This is a genomic window from Novipirellula methanifontis, assembly GCF_052161655.1.
In the GTDB taxonomy this organism is placed as follows: domain Bacteria; phylum Planctomycetota; class Planctomycetia; order Pirellulales; family Pirellulaceae; genus Novipirellula.
Genome location: NZ_CP197418.1, coordinates 4981051 through 4996660, shown reverse-complemented (window position 1 = coordinate 4996660; position 15610 = coordinate 4981051). Strand labels below are relative to the sequence as shown.

General features: G+C 52.6%; 12 protein-coding genes. 1 reads left to right on the top strand and 11 read right to left on the bottom strand.

Translation table 11 applies throughout. The features are described from left to right. Positions 1-104 precede the first annotated feature (104 nt). The 4 genes from SH528x_RS18235 to SH528x_RS18220 all read right to left on the bottom strand — a co-directional run bounded on the left by SH528x_RS18235 (position 105) and on the right by SH528x_RS18220 (position 4752). Positions 105-1487: a DUF1593 domain-containing protein gene (locus SH528x_RS18235; RefSeq protein ID WP_442511899.1), complete on the bottom strand. Its 1383-nt coding sequence runs from the start codon at positions 1485-1487 to the stop codon at positions 105-107. A gap of 13 nt (positions 1488-1500) precedes the next feature. Then, positions 1501-1731, bottom strand: a complete 231-nt coding sequence (locus SH528x_RS18230; RefSeq protein ID WP_442511898.1) for a hypothetical protein — start codon at positions 1729-1731, stop codon at positions 1501-1503. A 29-nt stretch (positions 1732-1760) separates the two neighbouring features. Next, entirely contained in the window at positions 1761-3104 is a 1344-nt protein-coding gene (locus SH528x_RS18225; protein WP_442511897.1) for a pectate lyase family protein, read from the bottom strand. Between the two features lie 304 nt (positions 3105-3408). Continuing rightward, complete coding sequence (locus SH528x_RS18220) at positions 3409-4752, bottom strand: DUF1593 domain-containing protein (RefSeq protein ID WP_442511896.1); 1344 nt, start codon at positions 4750-4752, stop codon at positions 3409-3411. 156 nt (positions 4753-4908) lie between these two features. On the opposite strand from SH528x_RS18220, the gene SH528x_RS18215 reads away from it, so the two are divergent. Further along, the gene (locus SH528x_RS18215; RefSeq protein ID WP_442511895.1) at positions 4909-5745 is read left to right on the top strand and encodes a helix-turn-helix domain-containing protein; all 837 of its coding nucleotides are present in this window, start codon (positions 4909-4911) and stop codon (positions 5743-5745) included. Between the two features lie 460 nt (positions 5746-6205). Here SH528x_RS18215 and SH528x_RS18210 read toward each other — a convergent pair whose 3' ends face one another. From SH528x_RS18210 to SH528x_RS18180, 7 genes are all read right to left on the bottom strand, one after another. Then, entirely contained in the window at positions 6206-7603 is a 1398-nt protein-coding gene (locus SH528x_RS18210; RefSeq protein ID WP_442511894.1) for a polysaccharide lyase 6 family protein, read from the bottom strand. A gap of 170 nt (positions 7604-7773) precedes the next feature. Continuing rightward, the gene (locus SH528x_RS18205; protein ID WP_442511893.1) at positions 7774-8682 is read right to left on the bottom strand and encodes a sugar phosphate isomerase/epimerase family protein; all 909 of its coding nucleotides are present in this window, start codon (positions 8680-8682) and stop codon (positions 7774-7776) included. Between the two features lie 101 nt (positions 8683-8783). Further along, positions 8784-10115, bottom strand: a complete 1332-nt coding sequence (locus tag SH528x_RS18200; protein ID WP_442511892.1) for a Gfo/Idh/MocA family protein — start codon at positions 10113-10115, stop codon at positions 8784-8786. Between the two features lie 369 nt (positions 10116-10484). Then, entirely contained in the window at positions 10485-11753 is a 1269-nt protein-coding gene (locus tag SH528x_RS18195; RefSeq protein ID WP_442511891.1) for a DUF1559 family PulG-like putative transporter, read from the bottom strand. A gap of 87 nt (positions 11754-11840) precedes the next feature. After that, positions 11841-12005, bottom strand: a complete 165-nt coding sequence (locus SH528x_RS18190; RefSeq protein ID WP_339939674.1) for a hypothetical protein — start codon at positions 12003-12005, stop codon at positions 11841-11843. A gap of 601 nt (positions 12006-12606) precedes the next feature. Next, positions 12607-13245, bottom strand: a complete 639-nt coding sequence (locus SH528x_RS18185) for a response regulator (protein ID WP_442511890.1) — start codon at positions 13243-13245, stop codon at positions 12607-12609. Positions 13246-13295: 50 nt separating this feature from the next. Further along, positions 13296-15551 (bottom strand): sensor histidine kinase, encoded by a 2256-nt coding sequence (locus tag SH528x_RS18180; RefSeq protein WP_442511889.1) that lies wholly within the window; start codon positions 15549-15551, stop codon positions 13296-13298. Positions 15552-15610: the final 59 nt, after the last annotated feature.

Genomic DNA, 15610 nt, shown 5'->3' with positions numbered 1-15610 from the left:
ATCGCACAGTTGATGCGTCCAAGGGAGGCGGTCATTTGGATGAAGGGCCGGTTCCTACCGGCCGGTCACGGCATTGTCCGGTGGTGACCGGACCTACGGCTTGCTCACTCGGTTGGCTCAAAAATGATTCTGCGATAACTCGTAAGACTTGGCACACCGTCATCGGTGACTTCACAGATCACGTGAAAACTCTTGACCGCTGATTCCGACGGCACGTTGATCGAAGCAACACTTGAGTCACCGTTTTCAATGTTGATGGTCGAATCACACGTACCCGCCGCCGACAATACCCACCACTTAAACTTTAACTTGTCTGAATCCGGGTCAAACGACTTCGAAGCATCAAGCTTCACTGTCGTACCTTGTTGCGGTTTCTTGGTGAGAATCTCAAGGCCTTGGTTTCCGTCGATGGTGATGGTCGGATTGCGATTACCGCATCCGTCTTTGGCCCAATCCATGCGGGCTGCAAAGTTATTGAATGTGGCGGGATAGAAATGACTTTCCAGCGAGTTGCAGCTCTTGTTCGTGGGCCCTTTGTGATTCGTATAGCACGACGTCTCGCCGTCCTCACTAACACCCCACGCAAAGTAGCCGCCCCAACCACCTTGGGTCGGAACGTTGGGATCATTGAGCCCAACCGGCAGCAGATGCAAAAACGCGGGTGTATCACCTTCCACACCGTATTTGTATTTGGGATAAACCTTCCCAAGATTGCCGTGGTTCTGGATATGCGTTTGGTACTCAGGCCAATTCTTTTTGCCGGTTCCGTTTTGAAATTTCCAAGCGCATTCATCCCAAATGAACAAAAGATCCTTCTCGAACTCTTTTCGCAGCCATTGATGGGAGCTATCAGAGAAAGGCGTTTTTTGGTCGCGGTCTTGATCCGTAATCGTGTACACGCGGAGCTTATGCAGAAAGGTCTTCAATTCCTCTGCACTTCGATCTTTCTTCACCCGCCAAACCGCTTGCGCGAGCGTATTGCCGCCACCCCATACAGTGATCCAAAGCGGACGATCATCGTCTTCGTCAGCCAACTTGATGATCAATTCGCTACCAGGCGAATCGTTTCCCTCGCCAACATGCTCGGCCCCCCGTTTTTTGCTGCCAAACATCGTCGAACCGCGAAGGTACTTTGGGCTTGGCCAATAACCGAGCTCTTGACGCGACTCGTTCTGCAAATGCTCGGTTTGATCGGACCGCTTTTGAAGGTTCGGAAGATCCTTTTCGTACGCATTCACCGCGTCATGAATCAAGTTGATGAAGTCATCACGAGTCTTGTCCAGACTCCAACCGGTTGTAAAAACGAGACCTTCGATTTCAAGCATGTCCGCGTGAACCATCAACCGCACCAGCGATTCGCTATCATCGGTTTCCCAAGTCGACACGTCGGTGAGCACCACCATCCGCGGTTTAGGCGAGCCAGCATGGGAAGCCGTTGGCACGATGGCGGCAAAAATCACTACTAGTGACAAACAGGATTTAAACATTGCATTCCATATTTTATATTTGAGCACAGTCAACCATCTGGTCGCGGCACATGGTGAAACACGGGTGACAAATTCCATCGGTCCAATCCACTTCCAGCAAACGGATTCGCTCGACGGCATAATGCAAGCTTGACTTGAACATCTGCGCCGAGACATCAATCGCGAGTAGTCGTAGCGCAGCGACAGCCACGCAAATCGCCCTTAGGATTTCCGAAGTCCAATCGGAACAATACTGGATGTTCATGATGGGTTCATTTCAGGAGGTGAGAAAGTTCACTTGATGCTATTGATGTAAACTTCCAGCATCGTGTAGCCATCGGATGCAACTTTGTTCGCGTCATCAGCATCGTGGGGGTTGAGACCATTGGAAAGTTCCCACTTGTTGGGCATACCGTCATGGTCGGTGTCCTCCAGAGCGGGCGTACTCTTCAGTTCTGGCCAACCACCAACGTCGTTCTGTGAATCGATGATTCCGGTGACTTTGGAAGCGTCGACCACTTTTTTCGTGGTGTCGTAAACACCTTCGAATGTCGCTGTTCCGGTGCGTACTTCTTCGACAATCCGCCTATCGACAGAATCTCGTTTAGGTAGTGTTGCCCCCGCATTGCTGAGGACCACCTTAAATGCTTCTTGCGCAGTTTGTTGATTGATCGGCATCGCTTCCCATGGTTGTACCAGAGCGACAAAGTCGCTGCCGCGCACGCCGGTGGCATTGTTCGCTGTGACGGACGGGCTTCCCTCGATAAAATTATCAGCGAAATACCAACTGCCCTTATCGTTGTTGCCGCGGGCGGATGGTTCCGCGAGCACATCTAGCTTTCCAGGGTCAGTCGCCGGTCCGGGTTTGTAATAATTCGCCACCATGTTGATGTTAGAGAACGTGAGTTTGTCATTCCCTGGCTGGACCGCTTCGCCCCCATAGCAACTCGCATATCCCCAGTTGTAAAGCACGTTGTTTCGATAGTCGGTGTTACCGCAACCCGAAGCGAAACGTGGATTCCGGCTAGAGTGATGCGCAATCAGGTTGTGGTGGTAGCTGCTGTGATTGGATCCCCAGATACCGCCGAAACCATGGGACTGTTTGACGTTGTTCGAATTGAACATGCTCTCGGTAATCATGCACCACTGGACCGTAATGTTTTCGCAGTGGTATATCGACATTGTCTCGTCGACACTCCAACTCGCAGAGACATGGTCGAGAATCAGATTCTTGACATACCTTGCCGAAATCGCATCGGCATCTTTTCCTGACACATCACCAAATCGAACTCGGATGTACCGAATGATTACCTCATCGGCACCGATCATCAGTGGGTAACCTTTCAAACAAATACCGTCTCCAGGGGCCGTTTGACCCGCGATCGTAATGTTTGGATTCTTGATGCGAATGTCGCTCTTCAGGTCAATGGTTCCGGAGACTCGGAAGACCACCGTTCGTGGTCCTTTGGCCTCAACCGCAGCACGCAAGCTGCCTTCGCCAGAGTCATCCAGATTAGTGACTTCGTAGACCTTGCCGCCACGGCCTCCCACTGTGTTTTTGCCGTAGCCTTCGGCAGTTGGAAATGCCAACGGGGTTTGAGCAAAACCGGTGGCAGAGGACAAGAGTAAACCGATCACGACAACAGTTTTACAAAAGACCTTGTGCATAACTCATTCTTCGATGGAGGAATTGTGTATCTGATCTAAAAAGATTTGGGTTAGAAAAACAGTTGCAGTAGGGCCGGTTCCCACCGGCCGACTCCACTGCAAGCCATGAAATCGATTTGTAATCGAAGCAGATTATTTGGTATTTACCGGTGAATTGTCGATCATTCTGTGAGCCGACGGCGCTAGCCGCGGGCCCCTCCATATTCTAGAAAACATGCCCGCGACTAGCGCCGTCGGCTCAGACCATTTTTTGGAATGACTCATATTGTCCTGCTTAGTGATCTCGGCTTTCCAGAGATTTGCATCGGTCCATTCGCTCGGCAAAGTCGCGAAGGAAATCCTCGCGCCACCGACTCACACTCTTGGCACCCGGATGAACGCCCTCGGCTGTTGCCGGATCGGGATTGTCGATCCACCAATTGGGATGTTTTGTAGATCGCTTGCTCGTCCGCGATGACGACGGTGGCACGGCATCGAACTTTCCGGATTGTCCGTTGAGGTTTTCAAAGTCACTCTTGATCACATAAGACCATACTTTTGCGTCACGTGGCGAGAAACGAAAACGCAGGACGTTGCCATCGACGACGCCTTTTGAAGTCGGCACGCCGCCATCGAAGATCATCGCGGCGGTGTTCTGTGCTGAAAACCCTTTAGGCTTGGGCAGTGCGAACTCTGTCACTCCGAACACTTCCGCTTTATCCGCCGCAGTCGTCAAACGATCGAAAATGGTTTTGCGCCCATCCCAGATGGGAACGAATTCGCCACCCCAACTTGCTTTTTCCGGGTCCTCGGAATCACCTCGCAATAGTCGAGCGACCGATGGGGTATCTCCCATCTTGATCGTGCCGTGCAGTTGCGTATTGAAGTACTCGCCAAGCGCACCGTGACCGGCGATATGCTTGGATACAAATTGTTTATTGCCCCACTCACCATTTTGGTTGCCGCCGACGAACCAGCCACGATAGGTTGCGTTGGCTTCGATCATCCAGAGCGTCCGGTGGTTCTGCTCGATGTAGTTGTAGGCATCCACGCTCCATTTCTTGTTTGGGCCGCCGATCCAATAAACTCGAAGCTTTGGCAAGATCTCTGGAGCGTCGTGCAGTGCCTGGGCCACATCCTCGATACCGCCCCAGACAAGCACATGCAGCGGTCGTGGATCATCGCGTCTCGCGCATTGGACGATCCACTGCGAGCCCTCGGTCGAATTTCCGATACCGGAGCCTCCAGGCGCATCGGTTTCACCCTGCTTGGTGATCCAGCGCAGCGTGTCGGCGGTCGGGTACTTGTCTGAATACGTTCTCAGGTTCGGGTAGTCGAGTTCATAGCGATCGATGACCGCGAGAATGTCTGATTTTCGGCCTGCGCCAAACGGTGACGAGACCAAGCCCTCGAGATCAAAACTGTCTGCATAGACGAGCAGATGGACCGTCGATTGGAAGTCGTCCGGATCCGTCCCGCCAATGTCAGTAGACACGACGACGCGGTGCCGGTTTCCGGCGATCGCTCCGTCATCGGCCATCGCCGTCGGACTGAATAAAACCAGCAAGTAGCTCAACGCTACAGTGGCGAGAATCTGCCGCAGCAGCGGTCCTATGACAATGGAGAAATCCGTTTTCATATCTTTAAATCGTTGTCGTCACGAAGCCCCAACAGCCATCTTGCTGCGTGAATCATAGTATCGAACCGAGCAATAGTGTTGGTCTACCTGGATTCTGACGCAAAATGTGCGTATCCTGAGGTCCCTAACTAGGCAATCAGTGAAACGGCTGAATCGATGAAGCACTTCAACCCCGATCGACCACGATTTGCGTCCTACGGTTTCACTTGCGAGAAGTGGACTCCGCAAGCGATGTCGCGGGCGGATCAGCACGACGAGATCGAACTGAATTATCTCTGCGCAGGATCACTCACTTACATGATGGGCGGTCGACGTGTCGTCGTGCCCGCTCAGCGTCTTGCGGTTTTCTGGGCAACAGTCCCTCATCAAATTGTGGAATACGAAGGAGACTCGCCGTATTACGTCGCCACGATTCCATTCGCCTGGTTTTTGACGTGGGGAATTCCTGACAGCCTCCGCACACGAATCCTGCAATGGGAGATTGTGGTGGACTCAGCGAAATGCACGCCATCACGAGAGCAATGGATGTTTGAGCAATGGGTCGATGACATCGTCGACGACGCCTTGGCGCCGGCGGCTGCACTTGAAATTCAAGCTCGATTGCTACGCATGGCGAGGTACTTAACCCAAGCGTCAAAAACCCCCTCGCGGTGTCTGTCGGTGCAACTTGAATCTCAAGGCAAAGCTGACCAGATGGCTTGTCATATTTCCGAATGTTACCGAGACCGATTAACCGTTCCCCAAATCGCTCATGATGTTGATCTCCATCCCGATTACGCGGCCACGCTCTTTAAAAAGACGTTTAACACAACCATTGTCAATTTCATCACGCGTCATCGGGTTGCTCACGCACAGCGGCTATTGCTGACGACTGACGATCAAATTATCAAGATCGCGACAGACTCCGGTTTTGAATCACTGTCTCGTTTCAACCGAGCATTCAAGCAACTTACCGGCTTGACCCCACGTGATTACCGAACCGCTCGACTCTAATTCTTGTCCTGGCTGTTAACGTAAAACAACGCAAGCTAAAAAACGTCCTCCTACAATTCGCAGCCATCACCACATGGTAACTACGTTGGTGGCGAAGCCCCATGCACATCTACTTTGGTAGCGGCACGGCGCTCCAAGCCTTGGTTTTGCCGCCGGATATTGGGGGAGAGTTTTTCTTCCGGCCGATACTGCAGTTACCTCTCCCCCAACGAAGGAGGTTGTGCGGATTTTTGTTTCGTTGTAAATCGAGTCCTTTGACGTGCTTCACCTCCCCGAAACTTGTTTTGGGGAGGTCAGAACGAGCGGAGCAAGTTCTGGGTGGGGCATCGAAGTGTTAGAGATGACAACGTGCAAGCTCAACGCCACCCGCTTGGTGTCAAAGTAGATGGCATTGGGAGTTGGCCACGATAGAATGCGGTCAAAGCATCTCAATGCATCAGCAATTTCAGCGATGTGGCGTTTACAGTTTGAGTGGCCGCCGCCAGATTGGCCCCGTCGATTTTGCAAGATCACGGATTGTGACAGGCGTGCTCGGATCATCACATCCTGCGAGATCTGAATTGCGAATTTCCCCGTCGATGTCAACCTTGACATCGCTCGGTTGATCAGTGTGCAAGGATTTCGAGTCCGATGGTCGGAGGATTCCATCCTGTCCTCGCGTTAGCTTGATATCCACACGTTCCAGCTCTACCAGATCCGCACCCCGGGTCGTGCCCGATTGATATTTGTTGCCGATCCAGGTGAATCGACTTGGCTCGTTTTGAACGCGAAAGAGTTCCCATTTACCAGGAAGAAACGCGTTGTGGCTAATGCGACAATCCGAGGGAACAACCGTGACATTTTTGCTAGGACTGAGGCCAATTTCCATCGAAACCTTGCAATCAATGACAGTGTTGTGAGCGATCAGAGCGTTGCGAACAGGAGCGTAGCCGTTCAACGGACTGTTCGGGATTCCGTTCATCAAACAGATAGCAGCACGCTCGGCGTCACCGCGTAAGCCTTCGAAGTAGTTATTGGTTACACGATGATCGCTGCCGATGATCCGCACGCCCCCTGTACGTTTTACATCGTGACCCAGAAAGATATTGCCATCGACAAGGCATCGATGTCCATGACGCAGCGTCAACGCTCCCTCGGACCGCTCGAAAAGATTATGTCGATAGATATTTTCGCAGGACTTGTTGGAGACAATTTCCGCCTCGCCGTTACAGCGATCGAAGTAGTTCTCCTCCACGATCGTCTTGTTGACGAATTCGGAAACTTCGCTCGTTCCAATCCGAATCGTCTCACCGCCGTTTTTGCCCAGCTCGGGCCTTGGACCGAAGTGGTTGTGATCGATGCGGTGCGATCCGGGCGTTTCCGCAACCCACACGACCAGTGTCGTGCCCGCGTTCGTTTTCCCAGCAAAGTAGCAGTGGTCGACCCGGTTGCTGGTCCCGTAAATGTTCATCCAACGTGATTCCTTGTCGCTGACCGGTTCCGTCTGCTCGAACGAACAATCGGTGATTCGACAATGATGCGCATGAATCGAACTTTTCGTGCGGAATTCAAATACGTCGCTCGTGCCGCTGGGATTGAGAATCGATAACCCGGACACAGTCACGTGGGTTCCGGAGACGCGAAATTCAATTGCCCCTGTGAGCACCACTTGGCCCGCTGACTCAGCCCTGATCAGAATCGGCTGCTCCGCCGTGCCAGAGAGCGATTCAAACTTTAGTTCTGGATCCGTCCAAGTGCCGTTGGCCAGCACAATCACATCCCCAGGTTTGACCTGTTTAAGTATGGGTTTTAGATCGGAACCAGGAGTGATGCGAATCTCGACGGCGGAAACATCGCCCACCAAGAAAACAAAAAGCACGCACGTCAAAGTTCGGGATAAAGACGTGCGGTTTTCTACTGACGTCTTTCGCTTCGCGAAAGATCGCAAAAAAACAGTTTTCGCGGAGCGAAAGGCGACATTTGTTAGCATGGGTGATATTTCCGTGAAGCAATGGCTGGGATGTATTTTACGTGTACTGAACGCGAACTTTAGCTGAGCCACTTTCGCAACACCTTGAGATCACGTCGCAGTGCCTCGATGTTAGCCTGCGTGCCCTCTTTGTCGAGATACTCCACGTGCAGCGAAATAGGCCCGTCGAATCCATCTGCTTTGACGATGTCGAAGAATTTTGGATCAACACGTCCCGTTCCCAACGGCACATGTTCGGCCTTGCGGCCATTCCATTGGAAATCCTTGACAAACAAAGCGCCGACATGCGGCTTCACGACATCGTAAATCACGGGCCAGGATAGACCGGCTTCGACGGTGGCATGGCGGATATCGAAAGCGAGTCCGACTTGGTCTTTTGGAATGCCCTTGAGCAAACCAAACATGTCCCATAACGTGGCGCCAACGTACTTTGCATCCGAATGGTTTTGATAAAACGCTGTCACACCCAGTTCGCGGTTGAATGCTGCGAGCTCGCGCACCTGCGGCCGGATCTCTTCCAACTGAGGAAGGATTCGTTTGTTGAGATCATATTGGTAAAATCCCATTCGGTATGAGTTGATCCCCAACGACTTGGCAGTACGTAATACTTTTTCACTCAACGGCTCCGACGGATTCAACACGTCCGTCGCCATCGTGGTTACCTCCAAATCGCGTTTCTTCAGTGCTTCCACCAGCTTGGGCAGATCTTCTTCGACGCGTTCGGGCAGAACGTGACCTTTATTGCGGACCGTTGCCTCAATACCGACAAAACCGAGTTCTGCGATCACATCAGCAAGCTCGTCATAAGACAGGTCCTGGAGATACTTTTCAAAGACGCAAATGCGATATTCTTTTTTTATGGCATCCGCCGCATGAGCCATCGAGCCGGCTGAAACGGCAGCCAATCCCGTTAGCAACGATCCAGAGATGAATTCTCGACGTCGAAGTCCCGCTTGTTCTCTTTGCACAATGATGTTCCTTTGAAAGCGAATCGCCGCCTCAGCATCGTTCCGAATTGAGGAAGCATAAAAATTGGGTGCTAACTGAAAAAATGCCGCACAAGCTAACGCTATGAAAGGCTGTACGGCTCTCGATATTCTTTTGTGAGCCACTTCGCCCCATCCACGTCACCGACAATGGTTTCGGTTTGTGGATTCCAATTGATCTTCTTCCCCGATCGCACGGCGATGTTTCCTAGATGGCAAACAGTGGCGCTGCGATGCCCGATGCTGATGTCAGCTGCGGGCGTCTCGCGTGTTTTGACACAGTCAATGAAATTCTGAACATGCGCGAAATTCGCGTACCGTTTTTCCGCGTCCGGCAGTGTGACAACGCTGCCATCGTGGACCAGAGGCTTGGGAACTTCGACCGATTTCAAAATTTCAGGAGAACTCGCTACCAAGCCGCCGCGCCAGACAAACACGCTTCCCTTTTCGCCGATAAACTCAGTTCCTTGTTTATTGCTTTGGGTGCCAGGAGTCTGTCGACAATTCATCGTAACTCCGTTGGCGTACTGGTACTTCATGACGGTTTGATCCGGCGTCTCGTACCAACCATTCGGATTATAAACAGCGGTTCCTTCCACACTGATCGGACCACTGTCATCCATTCCCAGACCCCACTGGGCAATATCAAAATGATGAGCGCCAAAGTTCGTCTGCTGGCCGCCACTGTAGTCCCAATAAAATCGGAACAGATAATGAACGCGATTTTTATTGTAGGGACGTGCAGGAGCAGGGCCCAGCCAACGGTCGAAATCGAAGCCACTCGGCGGAGCACTATCGGGTACCGGCGATTTTGCATGATCGATCCAATTGGGTCCCGGCAGGGTGACGTTGACTTCCTTCACTTTGCCAATCGCCCCTGATTGCACTAGTTTCGTAACCAATTCGAATTCAAGTCCACTACGCTGCATCGATCCGGTTTGCACAACCCGCTTGTGTTTGCGAGCTGCTTGGATCATCGGACGGCCTTCGCCGATCACCAGAGTCAGAGGTTTCTCGCAGTAAACGTCTTTGCCTGCCTGACAGGCCTGGATCGTCATCAACGCATGCCATTGATCAGGCACTGTCACGACGACCGCGTCGAGTTCTTTCGAATCTAGCAGCCGACGGTAATCGTCGGTCATCACCACAGACCGTCCCGCTTGCTTGTCAAGATACGCTGCTGCTTCGGTGAGAAAGTTTGAATCAAGGTCACACAGCGCCTCGATGTTGTTCATGAAATAGTTCATGTTATTTCGTGGACCGCCTTGATTGCCAACACCAATCATGCCAACACGAACCCGCTCACTCGGTGCCTCAGCAGCAAACGTTGCATTGTAGCTTTTTGCGGAAATCCCCATGAACATTCCCGCGACGGCAGACTTCTTCAAAAACGACCGACGTAACATCTTTGACATAACGAAACACTCCTAAATGGTTGTGCAATAAAATTGAGTTAAGAATTCCTACGAAGCATTCTTAAATTAGATCCAAATAAAAACGCGTCATTAACGCATCGATCCGAGCACCGGTAGCGGACGTCGCGCGAGACTTTCGTTCAACTCGCTATCGCGGCCAAAATTCTAGGCGGCTTGTTAATTTAATCCAAATGCAAATCGCAACAGTGAGCCGTGGGCCGTAAGGCACCGGGTAGTGCGTGGGACCCGGCCGCTGACGCGCGAGCGGCTCACTAAATCAACAAGCCGTGTCGAATTCCGCTACGACAAAACGGACATCAAGCATAACTCCGGATGGCCTGGTGAGAATCAACGTCCGAGCTCGACGCACTAAAACTCTGTCGAGATTGTTTCTTTGTTTGCACGACTACCGAGCGCGCCCCAGAGTCCAAACGGGCTGGCTCGCCCCGCATCCAAGTACGGACCTGCCCAAATACTATTGACACGTTGGACCATCGGACTGCTCTGGTCTCCGGCATCGATCGAATCGGTGATGAACCTGACCGCACCGTCACCCATCAACACATGGCAACCGCCCTGGTGACGGCTACCCGCCGGTACAATTCCCGGACTGGTGTGAGAGCCAACTGACAGAGAACCGCCGGATGTTGCCGAACCCATGCAAACTTCTTGATTCGGTGGACGAATGGTATTGAACTGAGTGTACAGTGGTCGCGAGTAGGCCCACTTGTAACCTCGCTTATTCTCGGCCGTGCCGGTAAGCGGTGCCGTTGACGCCCAGAACTGAGGTCGCGTGGGATCCGTGAAGGTAGAGCATCTTAAAGCACCACCGGCGACGGCAAGGTCACCCGTGATGGCTGCCGCGTGCGTTCGCTTATCTTGATCCCCAAGATCCGTCACAATCTCGCCCATGCAGATCGTGTTCGCAAGTCCGTCCAAAATATCCCGGAACGACATTGCAGAGCGGTGCACGAAAAATCCACGCTGACATGTGCGAACGTCCTCCGAGGTACCACTGCTTGGTATGCCCGTTACGGAGTTCGGAATACCTGAGTTGCCCATGAATACCGAATCACCCGCACACACGGCATAGTTCGTACGCCCCTGAGCAGGCAAGCCAACACCAGGATCGCTGGGGCAACGCAGTGAGGCAATGTCGGTTTCAAAGGGAGCATAACTACCGCCCACCGCATTAGTAATGTTGCTAATGCTGCGATTTGGGTCAGGTCCCATGGGTTGGAATACACGACCGATGGCAGCACCTGAGGTCACCTGGTACGGATTGACGACTTGCTCCCAAACAGCCTGTTGCTCGAAGAATGGGGTGAGTGCAACTAAGGAAGATAGATTCAGTGCGTTACGGCCTGCGGGCGCAGCGGACGTCCCGCTTTCCCATGCATTACTGGTACCGATATCGAGCGTGCCGCCGCCGTGGATCGGCAACCGGTTGTAGGCAGCGTGATAGTTGTGAACCGCGAGGCCAATCTGCTTAAAATTATTACTGCAACTCATCCTCCGAGCCGCTTCTCGAGCCGCTTGCACCGCAGGCAACAACAGCCCCACGAGAACCCCAATAATTGCGATCACCACCAGCAGCTCAACAAGCGTGAAAGCCTGTCGTTTTTCGCGAAAACACATAGTACAAATCCCTACAAAAAAGTGACAAGAAAACTGCGTGATACAACAGTCGCACCTGGAAATGCAATCGTTTCAGTCTTGCGACGATTATTCAGGCGGATCCTCTACGTGGATCGCCGCCTCAGGATGCTTTGCAATGTAAGCGTCGTAGTCATTCGCAGCTGGCGTTGAGTTTTCTCCGCCGCCACCTCCACAGCCAACGACGACCAATGGAAAACAAACCAACAGCGAGAGGGCTAGTTTTTTAAACATTGATTGAGAATTCGTTCGTTTAAATTTGAAGAAAAGGAACCCGATGCGGGTGTCCTGTAAGCATGCTGCCAAACACCGAAAGCTGCCGTAGGGACATCGCTCGTGGACAGGAATAAAGTAGCCACTGCGAAAAAGCACTTTCATTGTCGGGACTGCATTCCCGAGGTGCTCACTACGGTGCCGGTGTGCTCACTAATGTAGTAATACGGGCAATGCCGAAACTATTGGCCGATCGGCCAGTATCACGCAATTTCCAGAGAATTCTTGGTGAACCACAGCATGTCCACCACACGCCGAAGAGATCGGGCCGGCTTCCAAAATTGTTCGTCACCAGGCAATGACGATGCCTCACCTTCCTCGATCGAAAGGGGGTGAAATCGCGACACTTATTGATTCCTAGGCGGCTGCCCAACGACGTGACCGATTTCCTGGTAGCTACGTCGCCAGAAGGTGGTGATTCGCCATGGACGCCAACAATCCACGCTCTGGCGAGCGTAGCTACGAAACACAAATGCTGTAATTTGAAGCCTAAGAATCGTTGACGGCATTGGCCAGGAGCCTGGGTACGAGCGTTTGTTGCTGGCGTTTCCAGACAACGCTGTCAGGGACGAAGCAGACCGAGTTCGAATCCTCGGGCTACGGCGGCGGCTCGGTCGTGGGCTTCCAGCTTAACCAGAATGGCTGCCACGTGAGCCTTTGCGGTGCGAGGCGTGATCTGTAGGGTCATCCCAATGTCAGGATTACTCATTCCTTTCCGCAGCAAATGTAAAACCTCCGTCTCCCGCGGCGTTAATGCAGGCTTGCTCGAGTAGCTCTCTAACTTTCGTAATACGTGATTCGCAAACGACTTTTCACCTCGTCCGACAGCCAGGATTGACGAGACTAATTCGGCAGGCAAAGCGGACTTAGTGATGTAACCACTCGCACCCAATGCGATCACCTGATGCATGTCAGCTTCGATCTCAGATGAACTCAGTATGATCACCTTAGCGTCGGGAGTCCGCTCCGTGATTTGTTTCAAGCATCGAATTCCACCGATGCCGGGCATTGTAATGTCCAGCAGTGTCACGTCAGGTGCATGCTGGTGATGCAATTCCAATCCGGTTTCGCCATCCCCCGCCTCAGCAACCACCTCAAATTCAGGCCGCACGTTGAGCATGTTTGCCAATCCGGCTCGCATCACGGAATGATCGTCGATCAGTAGCAGTCGTAGTGGGATGATCGTTTCTGGCGTGGACATAATGATCTGTTTGATGGGAGTACGCCAACGGCGTTAATCAACATAGCACTTCATGCAATCGCGGGGTCAAACTCTTTCAAAGGAATCGACACACGAAGCGTTGTCCCGGCACCTGGTTGACTTTCGATTGTCAATTCGCCCCCCAGTCGTTGCACCCGTTGTTCCATGCTCACGAAACCAAAGTGTCCATCGCTGCGACCGAGATGGTTGGTAGTATCGAACCCGACCCCATCATCGCTGACGGAAACGGCAATATGATCCGCGTCAGGTGTATATGACAATTTCACGTCCACACTCGTCGCATGGGCGTGTTTGATTGTGTTGTGAATCGCCTCTTGAATGATTAGCAACAAGTTTCCAGCAATGAAATCGGCGAGCACGGGGAATGTTTCGTCGTATTGGACGTTCACCTCCGTGTCATGTTCAACGGTTTGTTTTCTAGCAAGATGATTGACGGCATCCACAAACGTTCCGTCCTCCAGCGGCATACAGTGTAGCGCCCAGACAACGTTGCGTAAATCATTCTGGCCTCTTTGGATCATGCGTTTCGCGGTTTGCAGATGGTCATAGTCATCCGACGAGTCGTTGCTGGCCACCTGGCCGCAGGCATCGATCTGGTAGGCGATCCCAGCGAGAGTTTGTAGGACGGTATCGTGTAGGTTTGCCGCCAAACGAGTGCGTTCGCGGATCGCTGCCTGGAATTCGAGCGAGGCGTCGTGACGAATGCGCATCTCGCGGGCCAGTCGACTTGTCTGATGTTCCAAGGATCTTCGCAGAGTGAACGCCCACAGAAATGCAGCAAGCGCCACGATCGTAATGATCGTCAAGGCAACGAATGTTCGCTGCGGCGTCCACCACGACGGACTCTCCAAAATCGAAATATCGCTTGCGTCCCGTAGCAACAAATCCAAGCCCGTTGGCATTGCCAAATTGGCTGACGTGTCAGGCGGTGCGAACGTCATGTTGGCGATTCCGGTCATCAAGACCTTCGTGCCCGGCAGCAAAGGCTTGACCTTGCCCGGCAAAAACGCTGTCGTCGTCGATTGACCACAATCAATGACGAGACGATTCTGCCAGTTGCCAACACCAGGCTGGAAGCTAAGTACTTCACCCTCCAAGTGAACCAGTCGCCCTTCATAATTGACGACTTCTTTGGTGTCGCCCGCAACAAAACGAGTCCGTTCTGCGAATATTTCGGGCAAATCCGCCAGCACCGATACGGTTGTTTCCCGATCGCCAAGCGTGCGTATCAATCCGCCACGAAGGCCAGCGAAATAACGACTGTTGTCGATAAAGCCAGACACTTCGACTCGCTGACCGATCTCGATCGAAGCCAAATCGCTGGCGATGACCCGCACTCCAATTCCTTCATCCTGAATATAAAGAAGAGAGTCGCCGTCGCAGTACGTCACCGTGCCCTGAGCACAGAGACGATGCAATGGACGCCCTTCAGGCTTAAAGCCATCCAAGTCCGCCAGCGAAACGCTGTCCACTGAAAACGGATCCGCAGGTGCGGGCTTGAGTACTTCAACGTGTTCGCGACGATCAATGATCATGCGAGGACAAACGAATTCTGATCTCCAGTTTCGCGAAGCGCCGGCAAGCCCTGTGAGTTCCAGTTCCGCATCAAGCATCCGGTCAGGCCCGTACTGATCCTCGAGTGGCAATCGCACCAAGAAGTGACCGACGCCCGTCTCGACACGCAGCAGCCAATAGTTTTTCGTCTCTTTGGTGACGTTTTGGACGACCCCACGGACTCGGACACGGCGAATGTTTTCGGCTCCACTGAGGAATCGCTTCATGTCGGGCTGAGTTGCATTGGGCAAATGCCCCTCGCCCAAGTTCGTGATCTGCATCGGCAGCAACACGGGCGAGTAGCCGCCAGCATCGAGCAGTCCGACGAGATCAACTTTTGCACCGTAGGTAAGTGACGATAGAAAATCGGCGTCCTGAAATAGCTGTTCGTCCAAAGCCAGGCTCGATCGCACCCAGATACCTCCCGTGTCATCTTCCAAACAAAATGACTTTGCTGCGCCAGCGTGAGAGGGCCAGGTAATGATTCCATCACCGACCGACGAGATTGTCGCCTGGACTCGAACCATATTGCGATTCACCGCTTCGTGCCTCGGTGTATGCAACAGGTCTACGATCTTGCTAATCGGCAGGCTTGTCGGCTCGGCGGAATAAACCGGGGCAGCCAAGAATAGCGGGCACCACAGACAACAAATTAAGCGTGAGCAGCGAAGCGCCGCAGTCGCGAAGATTAAGAATAAGGAATTGCCGTGGTGTAAAGGTTCAAAATTCATGACGATTAGAAGAGTGAATTACGGCACGGATCGATCAGTATCGCTACACGACATAGTCT